Source organism: Exiguobacterium sp. s157, assembly GCF_018618205.1.
Lineage (GTDB): Bacteria > Bacillota > Bacilli > Exiguobacteriales > Exiguobacteriaceae > Exiguobacterium > Exiguobacterium chiriqhucha.
On sequence record NZ_JACSLQ010000001.1, the window covers coordinates 426,148 to 448,187 of the forward strand.

Below are 22,040 nucleotides of genomic sequence, written 5' to 3' on the forward strand. Positions count from 1 at the left end.
TGACCATGGGCTAACAAGAAAAAGCCACGTCATGTGACGTGGCCAGAACTCATTGCTGGAGTGATTTGACGAGCCGCTCATCCGGCGTGACGTACACCGTCTGCTGGTCCGTATAGATGACGAATCCAGGCTTGGCACCGCTCGGCTTTTTCACGTAACGTGCTTTCGTGTAATCGACCGGCACACCGCTCGAGGCACGGGCCTTCGAGAAATAAGCGGCGACGGTCGCCGCCTCGAGCAACGTCGTCTCGTCAGGTTCGCCCGAACGGATGATGACGTGAGATCCGGGTATGTCTTTCACATGGAGCCAAATCTCGTCGCGACGGGCGAACTTGAACGTCAAATGATCGTTTTGTGTATTGTTCTTCCCGACGAAGAACTCTGTCCCCGTCGACGACGTATACGCCTCGAGCGAAATTTTCTTCGTCTGTTTCTTCTTTTGATTCCGTTGCTTCATGTAGCCGCCTTCGGCCAACTCTTCTCGAATCTCGACGATATCGGCCGGTGAGGCGACGTCGAGCTGGGCGACGAGCGTCTCTAAATACTCAATCTCGGCGTCGTTCAATTCAATTTGTTTCTGCACTTCGACTTTGGCGACTTTCAACTTGTTGTATTTCTTGTAGTACGCTTGTGCGTTTTCGTTCGGTGTCTTGAGCTTGTTGAGCGGGATGTCGATCATGCCGCCTTCCTCGTCGTAATAATCGACGACGTGGGCGACGGTCATGCCTTTCTCGAGCTGGAACAAGTACGTTGTCAACAGCTCCCCGTATTTCTGAAGCTCGTCGGACCGTTCCGTCGCCTTCAAATCGTCAAGCAGTCGCTTACGCTTCAACAGGTTTTTCTCAAGCTCGGACTTGAGCAGACGCTCGACATCGTGGGCTTGTTGTTTGACACGGTCGCGGTTCGCTTTCTCATAGAAGAAACGGTCGAGCACGTCTTTGCTCGTCTCATAGCGCTCTTCAGAGGTGATCTCACCGGACGTGAGCACGATCGGACTGAAGCGCTCTTTGCCCGACGCGAGCTGTTGGAAGACGTAAGGGCCTTCGAGGTCGCTCATCACGCTGACGAACGACTCCTCGATGCTGGCCCGGTTCGGGAGTTTGGCCCGGTGGACGATCTCTTGGGCGATTTGCGGGCTAAGCCCGGCGAAACTGGACACGAGCTGCTTGTCGAGCGAGCCGGCGTTCCAGTCGATACGTTTCAAACCGGCTTCACGCTCCGTCAACGGATCGCACTTGTCTTGGGCCGGTGGCAGTAAGTACTCGCTGCCCGGCATGATTGTCCGGTACGTGTTTTGTGACGGCGGGAGATGTTTGATGGCGTCTAAAATCTTGCCGTCCTCGTTCGTCAAGACGACGTTCGAGTGACGCCCCATCAGTTCGATATACACTTTCTTATTCTCTTCGTCGCCGAGCTCGTTTCGTGAACGGATCGACAGGACGATGACACGGTCACGTCCGACTTGTTCGATTGCCGTGATGAAGCCGCCTTCGATGTGTTTTCGGAGCATCATACAAAACATCGGCGGTTCTTGCGGGTTCTTGGTCGGGTTGTCGGTCAGTTGGAGCCGTGCGTACATCGCATTCGCCGAAACGAGCAATTGGACGCTTTGGCGGTTCGAGCGGACTTGAATCATCAAATCGAGCGAATACGGTTGGTGCACGCGATTGATGCGCCCCCCGACGAGCGCTTGTAATTCTGTTACGACACGATATGTCATTAATCCATCATATGCCACTAGTCTCATCACCTTTGTTCTTTTTCTGTCTCTACGTTATCAGATTCACGGAAAATATGGTACGATGAAGTAGGAAATCCGAACTTCTTCTTGCCGGAACAATTGATTGACTGCTATTATAATTAAATGTGATGTTAGAAGATGGAGGTCTTGCAGTGAATTTTAAAGAACGAGGATTATTAATCGTCTTGTCTGGCCCGAGCGGCGTCGGGAAAGGTACCGTTTGTCGAGTACTCCGTGAAGAGAAGGACAACAACCTTCAATATTCGGTCTCGGCGACGACCCGCAAACCGCGCGAAGGAGAAGTGGAAGGCGTACACTACTTCTTTAAGACGAGAGAACAATTTGAACACATGATCGAGCATAAACAATTGCTCGAGCACGCTGAATTTGTCGGCAACTATTATGGGACACCGGTTGAATGGGTTCGTGAGACACTCGAAAGCGGGAAGGACGTCATCCTCGAGATTGAAGTCCAGGGCGCTTTCCAAGTGAAAGAGCGTTTCCCGGAAGCGGTCTTTTTATTCTTGGCTCCGCCAAGCCTGCAAGAACTACGTAACCGCTTAGTCGGTCGAGGCACGGAATCGGAAGACGTGATCAAGCAACGCTTGCTCGTCGCCCGGGAAGAAATTGAATTGATGGATGCATACGATTACGTCGTTACGAATGATGAAGTGGATAAAGCGATCGATCGTATCAAAGCGATCGTGACGGCCGAACATTGTAAACGTGAACGTGTCGCGTCTCTCTATAAAAAAGCCATGATGGAGGTCATTTAATGTTATACCCTTCGATTGATGCCTTACAACGTATCATCCCGTCGAAATACACAATCGTCACGGTGGCCGCGAAGCGGGCCCGCCAAATCCAGGACGGAAAAGCAACAAAAATCGCCGCGCCAAAATCGTATAAGCCGGTCGGTCAAGCGCTAGAAGAATTGTATTCGGGTGACACGACAATCATCACGAACGAAAAAAACAACGGATGAAGTGTGACCCAAGTCGGATGCGACTTGGGTCTCATTGTCTATAAGGGGGAGAATTGTGAATGTTGAACGATCGGAATATCTTGCTTTGTGTGAGCGGCGGTATCGCGGCGTATAAGGCGTGCGCGCTCACGTCGAAACTCGTCCAGGCCGGTGCGAACGTTCGAGTGGCGATGACCGCGTCAGCCGAAGAATTCGTCGGCAAAGCGACGTTTCAGGCGCTCAGCCGAAATCCGGTATACACCGACGTGTTCGAGGAACACGATCCGACCAAAATCGCCCACATCGACGTCGTCGATACGAGTGACTTGATCGTCGTTGCACCCGCCACGGCGAACATGATTGCGAAACTCGCAGCCGGTATTGCCGATGACTTCATCACGACCTCGATTTTAGCGGCCAAATGTCCCGTCATCGTCTCACCGGCGATGAACGTCAATATGCTCGAACATCCGGCCACGCGCCGCAATATCGAGACGCTCAAAACGTTCGGCTATCAAATCATCGAACCGGGCGTCGGCAATCTCGCGTGCGGGTGGATCGGTGGCGGACGCCTTCCGGAACCGGAAGACCTCGTCCGTATCGTCGAGAGCCAGTTCGTCCCGAAACATCTGCTCGGGAAACGCGTGCTAATCACGGCCGGTCCGACGGTCGAACGCATCGACCCGGTCCGCTTTTTATCGAACGACTCCTCTGGCAAGATGGGCGTCGCGCTCGCCGCGGCTGCCCGCGATATGGGCGCACACGTCACGCTCGTCCACGGACCGCTGCAAGTACCCGTACCGGACGGCGTGACCGCCATCGCCGTCGAATCAGGCACGGATATGCTCGAGACGGTGCTCGCGCGTTTCGATGACCAAGACCTCGTCATCAAATCGGCCGCCGTCGCCGACTATCGCCCGAAGACGGTCCATAGCGAGAAACATAAAAAAGTGCACGGCCCGTTGACGATCGAACTCGAAGAGACGACCGATATCTTGAAGACGCTCGGGGAGAAGAAGACGCATCAGCTCCTCGTCGGTTTTGCGGCCGAGACGGAGAATCTCGAGCAACACGCCCGCGATAAAATCGCCCGTAAACGGGTTGACTATCTCGTCGCCAACGATGTGTCCCAGCCAGATATCGGCTTCCGCGCCGATGACAACGAAGTCACGTTGTTTCGGGCGGACGGGGCTTATGTCCGCTTACCGCGACAGAGCAAACGTGAACTCGCTGTCGAGTTGCTCACACATTTTAAGGAAGATTTGCGATGATCGCCCACGTCCATGTCGATGCGCCCGTCATCACGATCGACCGTCCGTTCGATTATGAAGTGCCGCCCCAGTTCGAGACGTTAATCGAACCGGGCATGCGTGTCTCGGTCCCGTTCGGCTCACGACGCCTGCTCGGAATCGTCACCGGTGTCTCAGAAGGGACGCGCGAAGGGTTGAAACCGCTCGAAGCCCTATTAGATGAAGAATCATCACTGACGGACGAGTTGCTCGACTTATCGACCCATGTGAAAGAGACGACGCTCTGTTTCCGGTCGTCGGCACTCCTCGCCATGTTGCCGGCAGCGCTGAAAGTGAGTTACGACAAAGAGATTAAAGGCGAGACGCTCCCGGACGGCGTTCGAGCCGGCACCCATCTTTCGGAGTATCCGAAAGAGACGCAGTCCATCATCTTGGCGCTCGCCAAAAAAGGGGACATCTTGCTCGCGCCGGTGTTAAAAGAGAAACGGACGGTGAAGACGGACCTCGTCATCGAACTCATCGATGCGACGCTCATCCCGGCCCGGGCGAAGAAACAACAAGAAGCGATTCAGTTGCTAAAGGACGTCCCGCGGATGTATTGGTCGTCGTTACGTCAAATTGGCTTGTCGCGCGCACAACTGCAAAAGATGGAGTCGCTCCGTGCCGTCAAAGTGACCGAGGTCGAACTGAACCGCGACCCGTACGCCACGATTGAACAGGTCATCGAGACGGTCGAACTGAATGAAAGTCAAGCCACGGCTGTCCATGCCATCCGCGATGCGGAAGCCGGGGAGACGTTACTCTTGCACGGTGTCACCGGCAGTGGGAAGACCGAGGTCTATTTAGAAGCGATCGGTCAAGTCGTCGATGACGGCAAGCAGGCGATTTTGCTCGTCCCGGAAATCTCGCTCACGCCGATGATGGTCAAACGATTCAAACGTCGCTTCGGAGACCGGGTCGCCGTGCTCCATAGCGCCTTGTCACAAGGAGAGAAATATGACGAGTGGCGCAAAATCAAACGACGTGAAGTCGATGTCGTCGTCGGGGCACGCTCGGCGATTTTCGCACCGCTCGAAAACATCGGCCTCATCATCTTGGACGAAGAGCATGAGACGACGTACAAGCAAGAAGAGAACCCGCGCTATCACGCGCGTGACGTCGCGATTTGGCGGGCCGAGTACCACGAGTGCCCGGTCGTCCTCGGAAGTGCGACCCCGTCACTCGAGTCTTACGCCCGCGCCCAAAAAGGCGTCTATCGCTATTTGCAACTGAGCGAACGGTACGGTGGCGAGATGCCGCCTGTCCATATTATCGACATGCGGCGTGAGCTCGCCAAAGGCAACACGACGATGTTTTCAGAAGATTTATTTGTCGCCATCAACGACCGCATCGCGAAAAAAGAACAGTGCGTCATCTTGCTCAACCGTCGTGGTTTCACGACGTTCGTCATGTGTCGCGACTGTGGGGAAGGGCTTACCTGTCCGCACTGCGCCGTCAACTTGACGTATCACCAACACGGCGACCGGCTCAAATGCCACTACTGCGGCTATGAGATCGGTATGCCGTCGAAGTGCCCGTCGTGTGACAGCAAGAAAATCAAACAGTTCGGCACCGGGACGCAAAAGATCGAGACCGAGCTGTTGAATCGCATCCCTGAGGCGCGGATCATTCGGATGGACCAAGACACGACGTCACGCAAAGGGTCGCACGAACAACTGTTGAAACGCTTTGAGGATGGGGAGGCCGACATTTTGCTCGGTACCCAGATGATCGCCAAAGGGCTCGATTTCCCGAACGTCACGCTCGTCGGCGTGCTCGCGGCGGATGCGACGCTCGGCATGCCCGATTTCCGGGCGACCGAGCGTACGTTCCAACTCGTGACCCAAGTCGCCGGTCGGGCCGGACGCGGTAGTCTGCCGGGTGAGGCGTACGTTCAGACGTACAACCCGGACCATTATGTCATCGAGACGGCGAGTGAACATGATTATGAATCGTTTTACGCCCGGGAGATGCAACTGCGCCAAGTCGGTAATCATCCCCCATATTGGTACGTCACGCTCGTCACGTTCGCGGCGGAAAGTCCGCTCGTCGCCCAAGCCGAGGCCGAGCTGTTCGCCGCCGATTTCGTCGAGGCGCACGTGGCCCAGTCGCGACTGAACGGGCCGATGCCGGCACCGTTGTCGAAACTGAAGAACTTGTTCCGCTATCAGTTGTTCATCAAGACGAAACATCCGGAAGCGTTATATCCGGTCCTCGCCACGCTGCAACAGGCACGGGCAAAGGCGATTAGCAAAAAAGAATATCAATTGAGTATCGACGTAAACCCATACGTATTCATGTGAGGTGGAACCAGATGTATAAAGTAGTAGAGATTCCAAATGAGATTTTACGGGTCACGTGTGATCCGGTGACAAAGTTTGATAAAAAATTGCGTCAGACGGTCGATCGACTGTTCGACACGATGTATGAATATGATGGGGTCGGCGTGGCCGCCCCACAGGTCAATTTGAATCAACGGCTCGCTGTCGTCCATACGGATGATGAGACGGGACCGCTCGTGTTGATCAATCCGGAAATCATCGAGACGTCCGGGACCGAGATCGGTCTTGAAGGCTGCTTGAGTATCCCGGGTGAGTTCGGTTTCGTCGAACGGCATGAGACGATCGTCGTCAAGACGCAGGATTTGAAAGGCCGCACCCAACAAGTGAAGGCGAGCGGATTCTTCGCTCGGGCGATTCAACATGAGATCGACCATTTGGACGGAGTATTGTTCACGGACAAGCTCGCCGTGCCGGACAAAGGGACGGATCAGCGTATCGTCTTCATGGGGACGCCGACGTTTGCCGTATCCGTACTTGAGCGCTTGCTCGAAGAAGGATACAATGTCGTAGGTGTCGTCTCGCAACCGGACAAACCGGTCGGCCGTAAACGCGAACTGAAACCGACGCCGGTGAAAGAGTGTGCCCTGCGCCACAATATCCCGGTGTTACAGCCTGAAAAGGTGCGGACCGATTTCGCGGATATCTTGGCACTCGAACCGGACTTGATTGTGACGGCGGCGTACGGACAAATCGTCCCGACCGAACTGTTAGAAGCACCAAAACATGGCGCCATCAACGTCCATGCCTCGCTGTTGCCGAAATATCGAGGTGGCGCGCCGATTCATCAAGCCATCCTCGATGGGGACAAAGAGACGGGTGTCACCATCATGTATATGGTCGATAAGCTCGATGCTGGCGACATGATTGCCAACACGGTCGTCCCGATTGAAGAATTGGACACGGTCGGTACGTTGTTCGACAAGCTCGCGGTCGCAGGATCAGACTTGTTGCTCAAGACGCTTCCTGCCTTCCTCGCTGGTTGGATTGAAGCCGTACCGCAAGACGAGCGTGACGTCACGTTCGCACCGAACATTAGCCGAGAGCGGGAACAGATTGACTGGACCCGTGCCGGTGCAGATATTTATAACCACATCAGAGGGATGAATCCGTTCCCGACGGCGTATACGACGATTGCCGGGGAACGGGTCAAACTGTTCTTCGGGTCGAAAACGACAGGGACGGGTGAACCGGGAACGATTGTACGACTTGAAGAGGATGGATTTGTCGTCGCGACAGGCGACGCGGTCGCCATTAAAGTGGTCGACTTGCAACCATCTGGTAAAAAACGAATGGACGGGGCCACATTTATGCGTGGGGCCGGCCAAAAGTTACAAGTCGGCGATCGACTAGGAGGATAATATGAACGTACGAGTTGCAGCACTGGATACGCTAATCAAAATCGAACAAGGCGGCGCCTATTCGACGATTGCGGTCAACGATTTATTGAAACAGAAGAAATTGGCGACGAAAGATGTCGGCCTATACACAGAGCTCGTCTATGGGACGCTCGGCCGGAAACGGACGCTCGATTATATTTTAGAGAAGCGGGTTCAAAACCCGAAAAAATTGGACCGTTTCGTCTTGCCGCTCTTACGGATGAGTGTCTATCAACTGTTTTACCTCGACAAGATTCCGGATCGGGCCGTCTTGCACGAAGCGGTCGAGATTGCGAAAAAACGGGGCCATTCGGGTACCGGTAAGTTCGTCAACGGCGTGTTGCGCAACGTCATTCGGGACGGGTTCCCGGATTTGAGCACGCTTCCGGACGCTGAACGGATTGCCATCGAACATAGCCATCCCGATTGGCTCGTCGCCGAATGGGTGGAAACGTACGGTGTCGAAGCGACCGAGGCGATGTGTAAATTAAACAATGAGCCGGCTCCGGTCACGGTTCGGGTCAACCGCCAGCGCGTCACGGTCGAAGAGATGATTGAACGGCTCGCCGAAGTCGATGTCGTCGCGACACGCTCGGAGCTGTCAGCGGACGGACTCATCATCGAATCCGGAAACGTGCACTCGACAGCGTTCATCGATATGGGCTTGTTGTCGATTCAAGACGAGAGCTCGATGATCGTCGCCGATGCGCTTCAAGCCGGGAAAATGGAACGCGTCCTCGATGCGTGTGCCGCACCAGGTGGAAAAGCGATGCATACGGCAGAACGCATGGACGGTGGAACGCTCGTCGCCCTCGACTTGCATCCGCATAAAGCGAAGTTGATTGAACGTCAAGCGAAGCGTCTGCATATCGATGGAGTGACCGCACTTGCCCTCGATGCCCGCCAGGCCGGGGACAAATTTGAACCGGAGAGCTTCGACCGGATTTTACTCGACGTCCCATGTTCGGGACTCGGTGTCATCCGTCGCAAGCCCGATATCAAATGGACGAAAGACAAGTCCGCCCTCGCTGGACTGCCGAAAGTCCAACGTGAAATCATTGACGCCGTCTTGCCACTGCTTAAACGAGGTGGTACGCTAGTGTACTCGACATGTACCATCGACCCTACTGAGAATGAACAGCAGGCCGATTACATTTTGTCGAACGGATTGACGTGGGATGAGACACTCCAAGACCGTCTTCCACAAGTATTGCACCCGATGATGTCATCGGACCGCGCTGAACTCAAATTACTCCCGACGTCGTTCGGGACGGACGGTTTCTATATCGCCGCATTCAAGAAAGAGGTATAAACATGAATCCAAAAGCAGTTGAAAAAAATCCATTAGTCGGTGCCAAGCCGTCACTCTATTCCCTCACGTACTCAGAGCTCGAACAATGGCTGATTGAGGCAGGAGAAAAATCGTTCCGCGCGAAACAGTTATATGACTGGATGTACGTCAAGCGTGTGACATCGTTCGACGATATGACGAACGTCTCGAAACCGCTCCGCGAGAAATTAGACGCGGCGTTCCAATTGACGACATTGAAAGAACTCGTCCGTCAAGAATCAAAGGACGGGACAATCAAGTTCTTGTTCGAGCTTCAAGACGGTTATTCCATCGAGACGGTACTCATGCGCCATGAGTACGGAAACTCGGTCTGTGTCACGACGCAAGTCGGCTGCCGCATCGGTTGCACGTTCTGTGCTTCGACGCTCGGTGGTTTGAAACGTAACTTAGAGGCCGGTGAAATCACGGCCCAAGTCCTCGACGTCCAGCGCGCGCTCGACGCGAGCGAAGAGCGGGTCGACTCGGTCGTCGTCATGGGAATCGGCGAACCGTTCGATAACTACGACGAATTGATGCGCTTCTTGCGCACGGTCAACCACGATGACGGCTTGAACATCGGTTCACGTCACATCACCGTGTCGACGAGTGGGATCGTACCGAAGATTTACAAGTTTGCCGATGAAGGCATGCGCATCAACTTCGCGATCTCGCTTCACGCGCCGACGACGGAGATTCGGACACGCCTTATGCCAATCAACCGTGCTTACAACTTGGACAAGTTGATGGAAGCCGTCAACTACTATACAGAGAAGAGCGGTCGCCGCATCACGTTCGAATACGGTCTATTCGGCGGGGTTAACGACACGGAAGAACACGCGCATCAACTCGCTGACTTGTTGAAAGGCGTCAAATGCCACGTCAACTTGATTCCAGTCAACCACGTGCTCGAGCGCGATTACGTCCGCACACCACGTAAACAAATTTTTGCCTTTGAAAAAGTGCTCAAAGATCGAAAAGTGAACGTGACGATTCGTCGCGAACAAGGTTCGGATATCGATGCGGCTTGTGGGCAGCTTCGAGCGAAGGAGCGCGAACAAGAAACGAGGTAATCACGAAGATGGAATTAGCATACCGAACCGACCGAGGCCAAGTGAGAGCACAGAACGAGGATGCCGTCTTGATTTTAGGGGACGAACATGCCGGAATTGCTCTCGTGGCCGACGGGATGGGGGGACATGAAGCCGGGGAGGTCGCGAGTCAGCTCGTCATCGAGCAGTTTCGCCGTGCCTTCTCGACGCTTCCGGCCTCGCCGATGGAGATGGAGAATTGGTTCCGCCAAAACGTGGAACTGGCCAATGATCAAGTGCTCGATTTCTCGAAACAAGCCAACCTCCTCATGATGGGGACGACGATTGCCGGTGTCTGTTGGCACGACGAGACGATCGTCATCGTCCACGTCGGGGATAGTCGTGTATATGCCTTGAGAGATGATAAGCTGCAGCAATTGACGGAAGATCATTCCTACGTGAACGTGTTGAAACAACTCGGCGAATTGACCGAGGAAGAGATGCGCGTCCATCCGAAACGTAACATTATCACCCGTTCAATCGGCTCGAATGAGCATGTCGAACCTGATCTGCAAGTGTTTGCCGAACCCGAGTTTGACACGATTTTAATCTGTACGGACGGCTTGACGACTCATTTGACTGATGAGGAAATCAAGCAAGTCTTGAAACGTCCCGTCTCGGCGGACGTCAAGGCGGATCAATTGATCGATCAAGCCAACCGTTTGGGTGGGAGTGACAACATCACCGTTGCCCTCGTCCAGTTCACAGATAGAAAGAGAGGATGAATCCGATGCGAAGTGGAGAACGAATCAACGATCGTTATCGGATCGAACAGCAAATCGGCAGCGGCGGCATGGCAAATGTCTACCGGGCTCACGATGAGATTTTAAACCGAACCGTCGCCATCAAGGTGTTGCGATCTGAATTCTCGCATAACGAACAATTTATACGCCGGTTCGAACGGGAAGCCCACGCGGCGACTAGTCTGAACCATCCGAATATCGTCGCCATCTACGACGTCGGAGACGAGCGTGACATCTATTACATCGTCATGGAACACGTCGATGGGATGACGCTCAAACAATATTTGCAAGAAGAGTACATATCTGTCGACGAGGCGCTTCGCATCATGGGACAGATTTGTGATGCCATCGACCATGCCCATGCGAATCGAATCATTCATCGGGACATCAAACCGCAAAACATGATGATTGATCAGAGCGGCAACGTCAAAGTGACGGACTTTGGGATTGCGGTGGCCATGTCGAACGCGACGCTGACCCATACGATGTCAGTGCTCGGCTCGGTCCATTACTTTTCTCCAGAACAGGCGCGCGGAAAGTTCGCCGATGAGAAGTCAGATATTTATTCACTCGGTGCCGTCCTGTATGAACTCGTGACCGGACGCGTTCCGTTCATCGGGGAGACGCCAGTCGCCGTCGCACTTCAACATTTGCAAGACGACCCGATTCGACCGATGGATTTGAACCCGAACATCCCGCAAGCGCTTGAGAACTGCATCATGCAGGCGCTGGCGAAATCACCGGGCGCCCGTCACACATCGGTCGCCGCCTTTAAGAAGGATTGCATGACGGCGCTCGACCCGGAACGTGCGAACGAACCGAAACGCCTCAGTACGGAACAGGACGCATTCGATCAGACGCTCGTCATGTCACCGGTCGTCCCGGACGAACCGAACGTCAAAGAGACACCGGAACAACCGGTCGCACCGACCGAACCTGAGACAGCGAACCCGAAGCCGAAACGGAAGAAGAAGTGGTGGCTTTGGCTCCTACTCCTCTTCTTGTTGATTGGCGGCGGAATCGGGGCATATGTCATCGCCGATGAGATGTCCCGTGCCGTCGTGCCAGACGTCGTCGGGATGACGAACGACGAAGCGACGACCGAACTCGAAACAGCCGGTTTTGTCGTCGAAGCGACAGAGCGGGCGAGCGATAACATCGCCGCTGGCGACGTCATTTCGCAGACACCGCAAGCCGGTCGGAAACCGAAACGCGGAACGACCGTGACGATTGTCGTGTCGGCCGGGAAAGAGACGGTCGCGATGCCGGACGTCGAAGGATTGTCTCAGTCGGCGGCCGAGCGGACGCTCAAAGACCTCGACTTTGCGGATATCGAAATTCAATCCGAGGCGTCGGAGACGGTCGATAGCGGCGATGTCATCTCCCAGTCGATTGCTCCGGACAACGAGGTCGTCCCGTCTGAAGAGACGGTGACGCTCGTCGTCTCGACCGGTAGCAATAAAGTCGAACTCGCCAATTTAGCCGGGTATACGTTTGAGGAAGCGACGACGTACGCCGAACAGAATAGCTTGAAAATCGTCAAACGAGACGAGTATTCAACGAGCGTGCCCGCCAACCAAATCATTCGTCAGTTACCGACGGCCGGAACAGCCGTCGACCCGGGGACGGAATTGACCGTCATCGTGTCGCAAGGGGTCGAACCGACCGACGTCTCGATTGAACGGGAAGTCAACGTCGAAATCGATCCGCCTGCTGAAGGCGAAGAACCTGTGGCACTCGAGGTCGTCATTCGGACGGTAGACGCCCGTGGCGAAGTCGAAGTGTTGCGTGATAAGATAACGGAGACGACGACTTACTCGTATACGCTCGTCATTGCACCGGACGAAGTCGGAACCGCGACGATCGAAGTCGACGGGGAAGTCGTCCGGACGGATACGGTGACGTACGCACAAGCAAAAGATTCACAATGAAGAGGTGGCGCGCGCGTCGCCTCTTTTTCTAAGGAGGTCATAGGATGAAAGGTACGATTATTCGATTACAAGGCGGGTTTTATGATGTCATGACGGAAGAGAAACAAGAGATCCGTTGTCGCGCCCGCGGCAATTTCCGCAACCGGAACATCTCGCCGGTCGTCGGCGACGATGTCGATATTCAAGACCAAGGGGACGGCACAGGCTATATCTTGGCCGTCGATGAGCGGTCGAACCATCTCGTCCGCCCGCCGATCGCTAACATCGATCAAGCGTTCTTGCTGTTCTCGGTCAAGGAACCGGCGTTCTCGTTCCATCTGCTCGACCGTTTCCTCGTCTTAATCGAATCGAAGCAAGTCCATCCGATTATTGTCTTAACGAAAATGGACTTGTTGACGGAGTCGGAACTCGAAACGATTCAAGCGGCAGCGGCCTTATATCGGTCAATCGGCTATGAGGTCATCGAGACGTCGACGGAGACCGGGTCGGGGATTGAACAAATTCGTGGGTCGTTTAAAGAGAAGACGAGCGTGTTTGCCGGACAGACCGGAGTTGGCAAGAGTTCGCTCTTGAACGCGGTCGCGCCGGAACTAGAACTCGCGACCGGGAAAATCTCGAAGTCGCTCGGCCGAGGCAAGCACACGACGCGTCACGTCACGCTCATCACGCTCGCTGACGGGCTCGTCGCTGACACGCCTGGTTTCTCAAGCCTCGAGTTCCCAGAAGAACTCGAAGTCGAGGAGATGCGCTGGTGCTTCCCTGAGTTCGTCGAGCGGCATGACGACTGTAAGTTCCGAGGCTGTGCCCATTTGAACGAACCGGGTTGTGCCGTCAAAGCGGCCGTCGAGGCGGGAGAAATCGCTTCCACCCGTTATGAGAATTATGTTACGTTTATGGCAGAGTTAAACGATAGACAACGGAGGTACTGACATGATTAAAATTGCACCCTCGATTTTAGCGGCGGACTTCGCCAACCTAGAGGCAGAAGTGAAGGCGGTCCAAGAGGCCGGCGCGGATTATATCCATTTTGACGTCATGGACGGTCAATTCGTCCCGAACATCTCGATCGGTCTCCCGGTGCTCGCGAGCTTACGGAAGAAGTCGGACATGGTGTTAGACGTCCACTTGATGATCGACCAACCGGAGCGCTTCGTCGAAGACTTCATCAAGGCGGGAGCGGACATCGTCACCGTCCACGTCGAAGCGACGAACCATTTGCATCGCGTGCTTCAACAAATTAAGGCGGCCGGAGCCAAGTGTGGCGTCGTTCTCAACCCGCATACGCCGCTGTCATTGATTGAACACGTGCTCGGTGACGTCGACATGGTACTTCTCATGACGGTGAACCCTGGCTTTGGGGGTCAGAAGTTCATCGAATCGGTCGTGCCGAAAATCGCGGCGTTGAACGAGATGCGCCAAGCGCGCCGTCTCGACTTTGAAATCGAGATTGACGGAGGCGTCAACGCGGAGACTGCGAAATTATGTATCGATGCCGGTGCTGACGTGCTCGTGGCCGGCTCGGCCATCTATAACGAGCCGAGCTATAAAGACGCAATCGATAGCATTCGCAACGCATCTCGTGTATAATCGTCCATAGAACAACAAATATTGTCGCAAGGGGTGTCACATTCTGTGGCTGAGAGGCATACGCTAACCCTTTGAACCTGTTCCGTTCACACGGACGTAGGGATGTGGCGAAAATGCACGTTGCTACTCGATAGCAGCATGGCGTTTACGTCATGCTGCTTTTTGTCGTTCGCTCATATTTTAAGGAGGGAAATAGATGAAACAACGTTTAAAATTACAGGCGCTCATTGAAATCTCATTGTTCGCCGCACTCGGTTTGATTTTTGATTTGCTCATCCCGTTCCGGATGCCGCAAGGCGGGTCAATCAGCTTGGCGATGTTGCCGATTTTCGTCATGGCGTATCGTCACGGTTTGAAAGGCGGACTTGCGACCGGTGCACTTGTCGGAACGCTGCAACTGCTGTTCGGGGCCTATATCTTCACGCCGGTCCAGTTCCTGCTCGACTACACGTTCGCTTACGGTGTCGTCGGGATGGCGGGGCTGTTCGCTGGTCAAGTGAAACGAGCCGCCAAGGATGAGGCGAAAAAGACGCTCGTCGTTTATTTGGTGCTCGGCGCGCTCCTCGGTTCACTGCTTCGTTACGGGGCCCACGTCTTGTCGGGGATCGTCTTCTTCGCCGAATACGCGGAAGGTCCGGTCGTCGCCTACTCGTTCGCCTATAACATGACGTACATGCTCCCGTCCTTCCTCGTGTCGGCCGTCGTCCTCGTCCTCTTGTTCGTCTCGGCACCGCGCTTCGCGACGCTCGCGACCCGGGACGTCCGCTAATGCGGGTGTTGATTGTGGCGGCCAGCCCGGAACCAATCTCGGGACTCCCGCGTGACGTCGATTACATCATCGGCGTCGATGGGGGGTACGAGACACTGTTGAACCACGGGCTGAACCCAGATCTCGTCGTCGGCGATTTCGACTCCTTCACGGGCGAAGTGCCGATCGACGCCGTCCGTTATCCATCTGAGAAAGATGTGACCGACCTCGAGATCGCTCTCGAGGCGGCACGGGGGCATGGCGCGACGGAAATGCTCGTCTACGGTGCGCTCGGCGGCCGGCTCGATATGACGCTCAGCAATATCGGTCTGCTCGAGGCGTATCCTGAGATGCGTCTCGTCACGGCAGGGCAGACGGTACGACTCGTCGGGTCGGGACGCTATGAACTCCCGCGTCAAGACGGTCACTATTTGTCGCTCATCCCATGGAAGCAGGCGAACGTGACCATCCGCGGCGTCAAATATCCGCTCGACCGTCACGATGTCGTCAGCCATGAGGCGCTCACCATCTCGAACGAATGGGACGATGAAGCGGCGGACTTGATCGTGCACGACGGTATGGTGCTCGTGCTGTCTATCAAAAAATGAACACAAAAAAATCCCATCGGCGAATGCCGCTGGGATTTATTTCGTTCGTGTATAAAAATTATACGCGTTCAACGAGACCTGATTTAAGAGCGCGAGCTGAAACCCAAACTCGTTTAGGTTTACCGTCAACGAGAATACGAACTTTTTGTACGTTTACACCCCAAGTGCGTTTTGTCTTGTTGAGTGCGTGCGAACGGTTGTTACCTGATTTAGGTGATTTACCTGTTACGTAGCATTTACGTGCCATGCGTTTCCCCTCCTTTTTTATGTGGGTTCGTCCTAATAGACACTCGTTTATATTAGCACGGGTTTTTTCACGATGCAACTAGAAAATCATAGGATGACAAGAAAAAAACTTGACATTACTGGAAAGGATTTTAATAATGAATGAGGGTTACGGCTACAATTGACCGAGTTTATGGAGCAGGTTCTTTTAATAACTAGGTACTTATTGTAGAATGTAGTGAAGGAATCATTCCGAATAAAGGAGGCTACTCCATATGGCAATTGAAATGAAGACAACATATGGCAATATTGACATCACGAACGACGTGGTCGCGACACTCGCAGGCGGTGCGGCGATGGAATGTTTCGGCGTTGTGGGAATGGCGTCTCAAGCTCAATTGAAAGACGGGATCGCAGAACTATTGAAACGTGAAAACTACGCCCGAGGCGTGGTCGTACGTCAAGATGGAGAAGACGTACATATCGACATGCACATCATTGTAAGCTACGGGACGAAAGTGTCGGAAGTCGCATACAACGTGCAAAGCCGTGTAAAATACACGCTCGGTGAAACTTTAGGATTAAACGTTTCGTCGGTAAACATATTCGTACAAGGCGTTCGTCTGACGAATGACTGACGAGAACGAAGGAGGATTTGGTGTGGGTTTAAAACGTTTAGATGGATTGGTGTTCGCGAACATGGTCGCGAACGGTGCAGCCAACTTGAGCCAGAATGCGGATTATGTAGATTCGCTTAACGTCTTCCCGGTGCCGGACGGCGACACGGGGACGAACATGAATTTGACGATGACATCGGGTGCGAAAGAAGTGGCCGCACTCAACTCGGCGAATATCGCTGACGTCTCATCGAAGTTTGCACGCGGTCTCTTGATGGGGGCACGTGGGAACTCGGGCGTTATTTTGAGCCAGTTGTTCCGTGGTTTCGGTAAAGCAATCGAAGGCAAGACAGAAGTGTCGACAGTCGATTTCGCCGAAGCGTTGAAACGTGGCGTCGATACGGCATACAAGGCGGTTATGAAACCGGTTGAAGGAACGATTTTGACGGTTGCTCGTGAAGCGGCCGACGAAGCGCTCCGTGCTTCAGAGTCGACGAGCGACTTCAACGAGTTCATGGAACTCGTGATTGTCGAAGCGAAAGCTTCACTCGAACGGACACCGGACTTATTGCCGGTCTTAAAAGAAGTCGGCGTCGTCGATTCAGGCGGCCAAGGCTTGCTCGTCATTTATGAAGGGTTCCTCGCTAGCCTCGAAGGCAAAGAACTTGAGAAACCACATGCACCGGTCATGGATGCGCTCATTGAAGCTGAACATCATGCCCACGCTGCACAAGGATTCATGTCGACGGAAGACATCGAGTTCGGCTATTGCACGGAAATCATGGTCCGGTTCCAAGACGAGAAATTGAAGGACGCGCCGTTCAACGAGGACGCGTTCCGCAATGAATTGTCTGAACTCGGTGACTCGCTCCTCGTCGTCGCAGACGAAGAGTTGCTCAAAGTTCACGTTCACGTCGAGACGCCAGGTGACGTCATCACGAAAGGACAGCGTTACGGGGAACTCGTCGCTGTCAAAATCGAGAACATGCGTCAACAGCACTCGACCATCTTAGAAGAAGAGCATGGCGCCAACCAGCACGGCGTTCAAACGGCTGCTCCGACGGCTCCGAAGGCGAAAGCGCCGTTCGCGATCGTTACGGTCGCGATGGGCGAAGGTGTCAGCGAATTGTTCCGTTCACTCGGGGCGGCCCACGTCATCGAGGGCGGTCAGACGATGAACCCATCGACGGAAGATATCGTCAAGGCGATTGAAGCGGCCAACGCGGATCACGTCTTCATCTTCCCGAACAACTCGAACATCATCATGGCTGCTGAACAAGCGGCCTCGGTCGCACCTTGCGGCGTCTCGGTCATTCCGACGAAGACGGTGCCACAAGGACTCGCGGCAGCGATCGCCTTCAATCCGGAAGCGGATGTGGAAACGAACGAGAGCGTCATGAAGGCTGCGGCAAGCGCCGTCAAGTCTGGTCAAGTGACGTATGCGGTTCGTGATACGAGCATCGACGGTGTCGAGATTCGTAAAGACGACCACATGGCGATTGCCGAGAAGAAAATCGTCGCCTCATCGGCTTCGAGCCTCGAAGCGGCGAAAGCGCTTGTCGACGCGCTCGTGGATGCCGATGACGAAATCATCACGATTTTGACGGGCGAAGGTTCGTCAGCGGAAGACGTCGCAGCACTCTCGGCGTATATCGAGTCGAAGAACGACGAGATTGAAATCGAGGTTCATGACGGGAAACAACCGCTCTACTCCTACATTTTTAGTGTGGAATAAGCTGTAACTCAGCCCTACCTTCTGTATAATGAAGGTAGGGTTTTTTTGAAAGGGGGAAATGCGATGAAATATCGCAGTGTGTTTGATATCATCGGTCCGGTCATGGTCGGTCCTTCGAGTTCGCATACGGCCGGAGCCGCACGCATCGGCCTCATGGCTGGGAAGTTGTTCGGGCGTACGCCACGGCTCGCGCACATCACGTTTTATGGGTCGTTCGCCGATACGTATCGGGGGCACGGTACCGATGTCGCCATCGTCGGCGGCATCATGGGCTTCGATACGTTCGATTTGCGCATCCCGCAAGCACTCGATATCGCCAAAGAGCGCGGCATCGAGGTCGTCTTTGAGACGAGCGATGCGTTGACAGACCATCCGAACACGGCCCGGGTCCACCTCGAGGACGAGGATGGAACGTTCGAAATCGTCGGGATTTCAATCGGCGGCGGGACGATCGAGATTACCGAGTTGAACGGATTCCCGCTCAAACTGTCAGGCGGTGGTCCGGCACTCGTCGTGTTGCACCATGATCGCTTCGGGGCGATCGCGGCCGTGACCGGCATCTTGGCCCGGCATGAGTTGAATATTGGGCATATGGAAGTGAGTCGTCACGAGAAAGGCAAGCAAGCGCTTATGGCGATTGAGATTGATGAACATCTGTCAAAAGACGTGTTAGCGGAAATTGAACGGTTACCTCAAATCGAGCGGGTAGCCATCTTTGGGGAATAAGGAGAAACCAATATGTTTAAATCAGTAGAAGAATTAGTCAGAACGGCAACAGAGCGAGGCATTCCGATTTCAGAAGTGATGATCGAGCAAGAAGTGCACGTCAGACGCTCGACGCGGGAAGAAGTCGTCGGCATGATGGAGCGCAATCTAGAAGTGATGGAAGAAGCGGTCGCCCGGGCACTCGAAGGCGTGACGTCCGTGACGGGTCTCACGGGGAACGATGCCGTGCTCATGACCGACTATATCCGTTCCGGCAAATCGCTCGCCGGAGACTTGATTTTAGATGCGGTCGCAAAAGCGATCGGCACGAATGAAGTTAACGCGGCGATGGGACGCATCTGCGCGACCCCGACCGCCGGAAGCGCCGGCGTCGTACCGGGTACGTTGTTTGCGGTCAAAGAACGTCTGGAGATGGACCGTGACGCGATGGTCCGCTACTTGTTCACGTCAGGAGCGTTCGGCTTTGTCGTCGCAAACAACGCCTCGATTTCAGGAGCGGCTGGTGGTTGTCAGGCGGAAGTCGGCTCAGCGACCGGGATGGCCGCCGCGGCCATCGTCGAAGCGGCCGGCGGGACGCCGGAACAATCGGCGACGGCGTTTGCAATCGCACTGAAAAACATGCTCGGTCTCGTCTGTGACCCGGTTGCGGGGCTCGTCGAGGTGCCGTGCGTCAAACGGAACGCCATGGGCGGGGCGAACGCCATCGTTGCGGCCGATATGGCACTCGCCGGGATCACGTCACGGATCCCTTGCGACGAGGTCATTTCCGCGATGCATGAGATTGGCCAGATGATGCCGACCGCGTTGAAAGAGACAGCGCGTGGTGGTCTCGCCAATACGCCGACGGCACGCCGTCTCGAACGAAACATCTTTGGAGAGAAAGAAAATGTCCAGAAGTGAGGCGTTGACGACGCTGAAAGGGGTCGGGCCAGAAATGGCCAAAAAATTAGAGACGATGGGTCTCGAACGAATCGAGGACGTGCTGGAGCACGTCCCGTTTCGTTATGAAAATTATAATAGCGGCACGGTGACGACGGCCATTCACGGCGACCTCGTCAAATGGAGCGGCACCGTCCAGGCGGCACCGCTCGTACGCTATTACAGTAAAGGCAAGAACCGTCTCCAATTCCGCTTGTTGCTCGAGGAGCGCTACGTCGTCCACGTGACGATGTTCAACCGGGCCTTTTATAAAGACAAGCTCGCGCTCGGCGCCACGGTGACGGTCAAAGGGAAATGGGATATGAACCGGATGACGATCAGTGCGACCGACCTCGAGTTCGGTGAGCTCTCGGATGGGTTGCAACCGATTTATTCGCTCCGGGCCGGACTGACCCAAAAGAATTTCGGACGCATCGTCAAACTCGCATTCGAACAGACGACCTCGTTCGAGAATCGCCTGCCCGAATCGATTCGGCAACGTTATCGTCTCGAGGACCGGGAGACGATGTTGAAAGGGATGCATTTCCCTGATTCGGTCGAGACGTATAAACAGGCACGCCGAAGTTACGTCTATGAAGAGTGTCTGCTCTATCAATTGAAACTCCAGGCGTTCCGTAAGATGGAGCGGGCGGGGAAAGGGCGCGCGCTCACGCTCGACAAGCAGCGGTTGAACGAGTTCGTCAAACAGCTCGCGTTCCCGTTGACAGGGGCACAGACACGTGTCATCCGGGAGATTGTCGGCGACTTAGAAAAGCCAGAACGGATGAATCGGTTGTTACAAGGGGATGTCGGGAGCGGAAAGACAGTCGTTGCCGCGATCGCCTTGTATGCGACGGTGTGCGCCGGCTATCAAGGGGCGCTCATGGTCCCGACGGAGATTTTGGCCGAACAGCATCTCGCCTCGTTGCAGGCGCTGTTCGAACCTTACGGGATGCGCGTCGGGCTACTGACGAGTTCGGTCAAAGGCAAGGCTAGGAACGAATTGCTCCAGGCGATTAAAGACGGCGACGTCGATATCATCGTCGGGACGCACGCCTTGATTCAAGGGCCGGTCGAGTTTTCGCGTCTGCATCTGGCCATCACCGATGAGCAACACCGGTTCGGGGTCGAACAGCGGAAAATGCTCCGTGACAAGGCGGAACTCGCCGACGTGCTCTATATGACAGCGACGCCGATTCCACGGACGCTCGCCATCAGCGCTTTCGGGGAAATGGACGTCTCGACGATTGATGAGTTGCCGGCCGGGCGGAAGCCGATTGAGACGTATTGGGCCAAGACCGATCAAATTGACCGGGTCCATGCGATGGTGAACCGTGAGCTCGCCCTCGGACGTCAAGCGTACGTCATCGCGCCGCTCATCGAGGAATCGGACACGCTCGAAGTCGAGAGCGCGACCGCGCTCTACGACATGTTACGGGAGCGCTTCCCGAATTATGCGGTCGGTCTCATGCACGGTAAACTGTCGAGCACCGAGAAAGACGAGGTCATGAAGGCTTTCGCTAGCAACGCCCTCCAAATCCTCGTCTCGACGACGGTCGTCGAGGTCGGGGTGAACGTGCCGAACGCCTCGCTCATCATCATCCACGACGCCGAACGATTCGGCTTGGCGCAACTGCACCAGCTGCGTGGGCGTGTCGGTCGAGGCGCCGATCAATCTTATTGTATATTGGTAGGGGATCCAAAGTCCGACGTCGGGAAACTTCGTTTAAAGACGATGACCGAGACGAATGACGGATTCGTGCTCGCCGAGAAAGACTTGGAACTCCGCGGGGCCGGTGACTTCTTTGGGACGGCCCAGAGCGGTCTGCCAAGCTTCCGCGTCGCTGATCCAGTACTCGATTTAAAAGTGATGGAAGTGGCGATGCAAGACGCCGTCCGGCTGCTCGGGAGCGAGGCGTTTTGGAACGAGGCGACGTATGCCCCGCTCCGACACTATTTGAAACGACTCGACTTACTCGTCGGAGAACGATTGGAATGACAAACAACACTTGAAAATAAAATCTAAAGAATATATACTGCTATTAGTACCAGGTATTAAGTTCTTTAGCATA

The 22,040-nt window shown here is 54.7% G+C and carries 20 protein-coding genes, 1 pseudogene and 1 riboswitch; of the genes and pseudogenes, 19 read left to right on the plus strand and 2 right to left on the minus strand.

Annotated features, from left to right (window positions below):
- Positions 1 to 49: 49 nt before the first annotated feature.
- A complete protein-coding gene (locus KNP67_RS02225; RefSeq protein ID WP_214755945.1) occupies positions 50 to 1,738 on the minus strand; it encodes an Rqc2 family fibronectin-binding protein in 1,689 nt (562 codons plus the stop codon).
- A 131-nt stretch (positions 1,739 to 1,869) separates the two neighbouring features.
- Here KNP67_RS02225 and gmk point away from each other — a divergent pair, with 131 nt between their 5' ends.
- The 14 genes and pseudogenes from gmk (at position 1,870) to KNP67_RS02290 (ending at position 15,747) form a co-directional block, all read left to right on the plus strand.
- On the plus strand, positions 1,870 to 2,517 hold the full coding sequence (gmk, locus tag KNP67_RS02230; protein ID WP_029595720.1) for a guanylate kinase: 648 nt from the start codon (positions 1,870 to 1,872) through the stop codon (positions 2,515 to 2,517).
- Positions 2,517 to 2,726, plus strand: coding sequence for a DNA-directed RNA polymerase subunit omega (gene rpoZ / locus KNP67_RS02235; RefSeq protein WP_021067071.1), 210 nt, complete (start codon positions 2,517 to 2,519; stop codon positions 2,724 to 2,726). The genes gmk and rpoZ overlap by 1 nt, the downstream gene beginning before the upstream one ends.
- 59 nt (positions 2,727 to 2,785) lie before the next feature.
- On the plus strand, positions 2,786 to 3,976 hold the full coding sequence (gene coaBC / locus KNP67_RS02240; RefSeq protein ID WP_214755785.1) for a bifunctional phosphopantothenoylcysteine decarboxylase/phosphopantothenate--cysteine ligase CoaBC: 1,191 nt from the start codon (positions 2,786 to 2,788) through the stop codon (positions 3,974 to 3,976).
- Complete coding sequence (gene priA, locus KNP67_RS02245) at positions 3,973 to 6,297, plus strand: primosomal protein N' (RefSeq protein WP_131471150.1); 2,325 nt, start codon at positions 3,973 to 3,975, stop codon at positions 6,295 to 6,297. Before coaBC ends, priA begins: the two co-directional genes overlap by 4 nt.
- Before the next feature lie 11 nt (positions 6,298 to 6,308).
- Positions 6,309 to 6,734 (plus strand): annotated as a pseudogene (gene def, locus KNP67_RS15530) (peptide deformylase); the annotation flags it as partial.
- 45 nt (positions 6,735 to 6,779) lie between these two features.
- Positions 6,780 to 7,694 (plus strand): methionyl-tRNA formyltransferase, encoded by a 915-nt coding sequence (fmt, locus tag KNP67_RS02250; RefSeq protein WP_353048041.1) that lies wholly within the window; start codon positions 6,780 to 6,782, stop codon positions 7,692 to 7,694.
- Position 7,695: 1 nt separating this feature from the next.
- On the plus strand, positions 7,696 to 9,024 hold the full coding sequence (rsmB, locus tag KNP67_RS02255; protein ID WP_021067075.1) for a 16S rRNA (cytosine(967)-C(5))-methyltransferase RsmB: 1,329 nt from the start codon (positions 7,696 to 7,698) through the stop codon (positions 9,022 to 9,024).
- A 2-nt stretch (positions 9,025 to 9,026) separates the two neighbouring features.
- Positions 9,027 to 10,112 carry a dual-specificity RNA methyltransferase RlmN gene (gene rlmN, locus KNP67_RS02260; protein ID WP_021067076.1) on the plus strand — a complete coding sequence of 362 codons (1,086 nt, stop codon included), beginning with the start codon at positions 9,027 to 9,029 and terminating at the stop codon, positions 10,110 to 10,112.
- A gap of 8 nt (positions 10,113 to 10,120) precedes the next feature.
- The gene (locus tag KNP67_RS02265) at positions 10,121 to 10,855 is read left to right on the plus strand and encodes a Stp1/IreP family PP2C-type Ser/Thr phosphatase (protein WP_021067077.1); all 735 of its coding nucleotides are present in this window, start codon (positions 10,121 to 10,123) and stop codon (positions 10,853 to 10,855) included.
- Positions 10,856 to 10,860: 5 nt separating this feature from the next.
- On the plus strand, positions 10,861 to 12,804 hold the full coding sequence (gene pknB / locus KNP67_RS02270) for a Stk1 family PASTA domain-containing Ser/Thr kinase (protein WP_029595717.1): 1,944 nt from the start codon (positions 10,861 to 10,863) through the stop codon (positions 12,802 to 12,804).
- A 44-nt stretch (positions 12,805 to 12,848) separates the two neighbouring features.
- Positions 12,849 to 13,733, plus strand: a complete 885-nt coding sequence (gene rsgA, locus KNP67_RS02275; protein WP_021067079.1) for a ribosome small subunit-dependent GTPase A — start codon at positions 12,849 to 12,851, stop codon at positions 13,731 to 13,733.
- 1 nt (position 13,734) lies between these two features.
- Positions 13,735 to 14,391, plus strand: a complete 657-nt coding sequence (gene rpe / locus KNP67_RS02280) for a ribulose-phosphate 3-epimerase (protein WP_029595716.1) — start codon at positions 13,735 to 13,737, stop codon at positions 14,389 to 14,391.
- A 19-nt stretch (positions 14,392 to 14,410) separates the two neighbouring features.
- A riboswitch (TPP riboswitch) is annotated at positions 14,411 to 14,511 on the plus strand.
- 76 nt (positions 14,512 to 14,587) lie between these two features.
- The gene (gene thiT, locus KNP67_RS02285) at positions 14,588 to 15,160 is read left to right on the plus strand and encodes an energy-coupled thiamine transporter ThiT (protein ID WP_021067081.1); all 573 of its coding nucleotides are present in this window, start codon (positions 14,588 to 14,590) and stop codon (positions 15,158 to 15,160) included.
- Positions 15,160 to 15,747 carry a thiamine diphosphokinase gene (locus KNP67_RS02290; protein WP_029595715.1) on the plus strand — a complete coding sequence of 196 codons (588 nt, stop codon included), beginning with the start codon at positions 15,160 to 15,162 and terminating at the stop codon, positions 15,745 to 15,747. Before thiT ends, KNP67_RS02290 begins: the two co-directional genes overlap by 1 nt.
- Positions 15,748 to 15,805: 58 nt before the next feature.
- Here the strand turns inward: KNP67_RS02290 and rpmB are convergent, their stop codons facing one another.
- Entirely contained in the window at positions 15,806 to 15,994 is a 189-nt protein-coding gene (gene rpmB, locus KNP67_RS02295) for a 50S ribosomal protein L28 (protein ID WP_015881349.1), read from the minus strand.
- Between the two features lie 253 nt (positions 15,995 to 16,247).
- Here rpmB and KNP67_RS02300 point away from each other — a divergent pair, with 253 nt between their 5' ends.
- The 5 genes from KNP67_RS02300 (at position 16,248) to recG (ending at position 21,967) form a co-directional block, all read left to right on the plus strand.
- Positions 16,248 to 16,610 carry an Asp23/Gls24 family envelope stress response protein gene (locus KNP67_RS02300; protein ID WP_016509701.1) on the plus strand — a complete coding sequence of 121 codons (363 nt, stop codon included), beginning with the start codon at positions 16,248 to 16,250 and terminating at the stop codon, positions 16,608 to 16,610.
- Positions 16,611 to 16,632: 22 nt separating this feature from the next.
- Positions 16,633 to 18,324, plus strand: a complete 1,692-nt coding sequence (locus KNP67_RS02305; RefSeq protein ID WP_029595714.1) for a DAK2 domain-containing protein — start codon at positions 16,633 to 16,635, stop codon at positions 18,322 to 18,324.
- Between the two features lie 63 nt (positions 18,325 to 18,387).
- Positions 18,388 to 19,050 carry an L-serine ammonia-lyase, iron-sulfur-dependent subunit beta gene (sdaAB, locus tag KNP67_RS02310; RefSeq protein WP_021067084.1) on the plus strand — a complete coding sequence of 221 codons (663 nt, stop codon included), beginning with the start codon at positions 18,388 to 18,390 and terminating at the stop codon, positions 19,048 to 19,050.
- Between the two features lie 12 nt (positions 19,051 to 19,062).
- Positions 19,063 to 19,950 (plus strand): L-serine ammonia-lyase, iron-sulfur-dependent, subunit alpha, encoded by an 888-nt coding sequence (gene sdaAA, locus KNP67_RS02315; protein ID WP_021067085.1) that lies wholly within the window; start codon positions 19,063 to 19,065, stop codon positions 19,948 to 19,950.
- Complete coding sequence (recG, locus tag KNP67_RS02320) at positions 19,937 to 21,967, plus strand: ATP-dependent DNA helicase RecG (RefSeq protein ID WP_214755787.1); 2,031 nt, start codon at positions 19,937 to 19,939, stop codon at positions 21,965 to 21,967. Before sdaAA ends, recG begins: the two co-directional genes overlap by 14 nt.
- Positions 21,968 to 22,040: the final 73 nt, after the last annotated feature.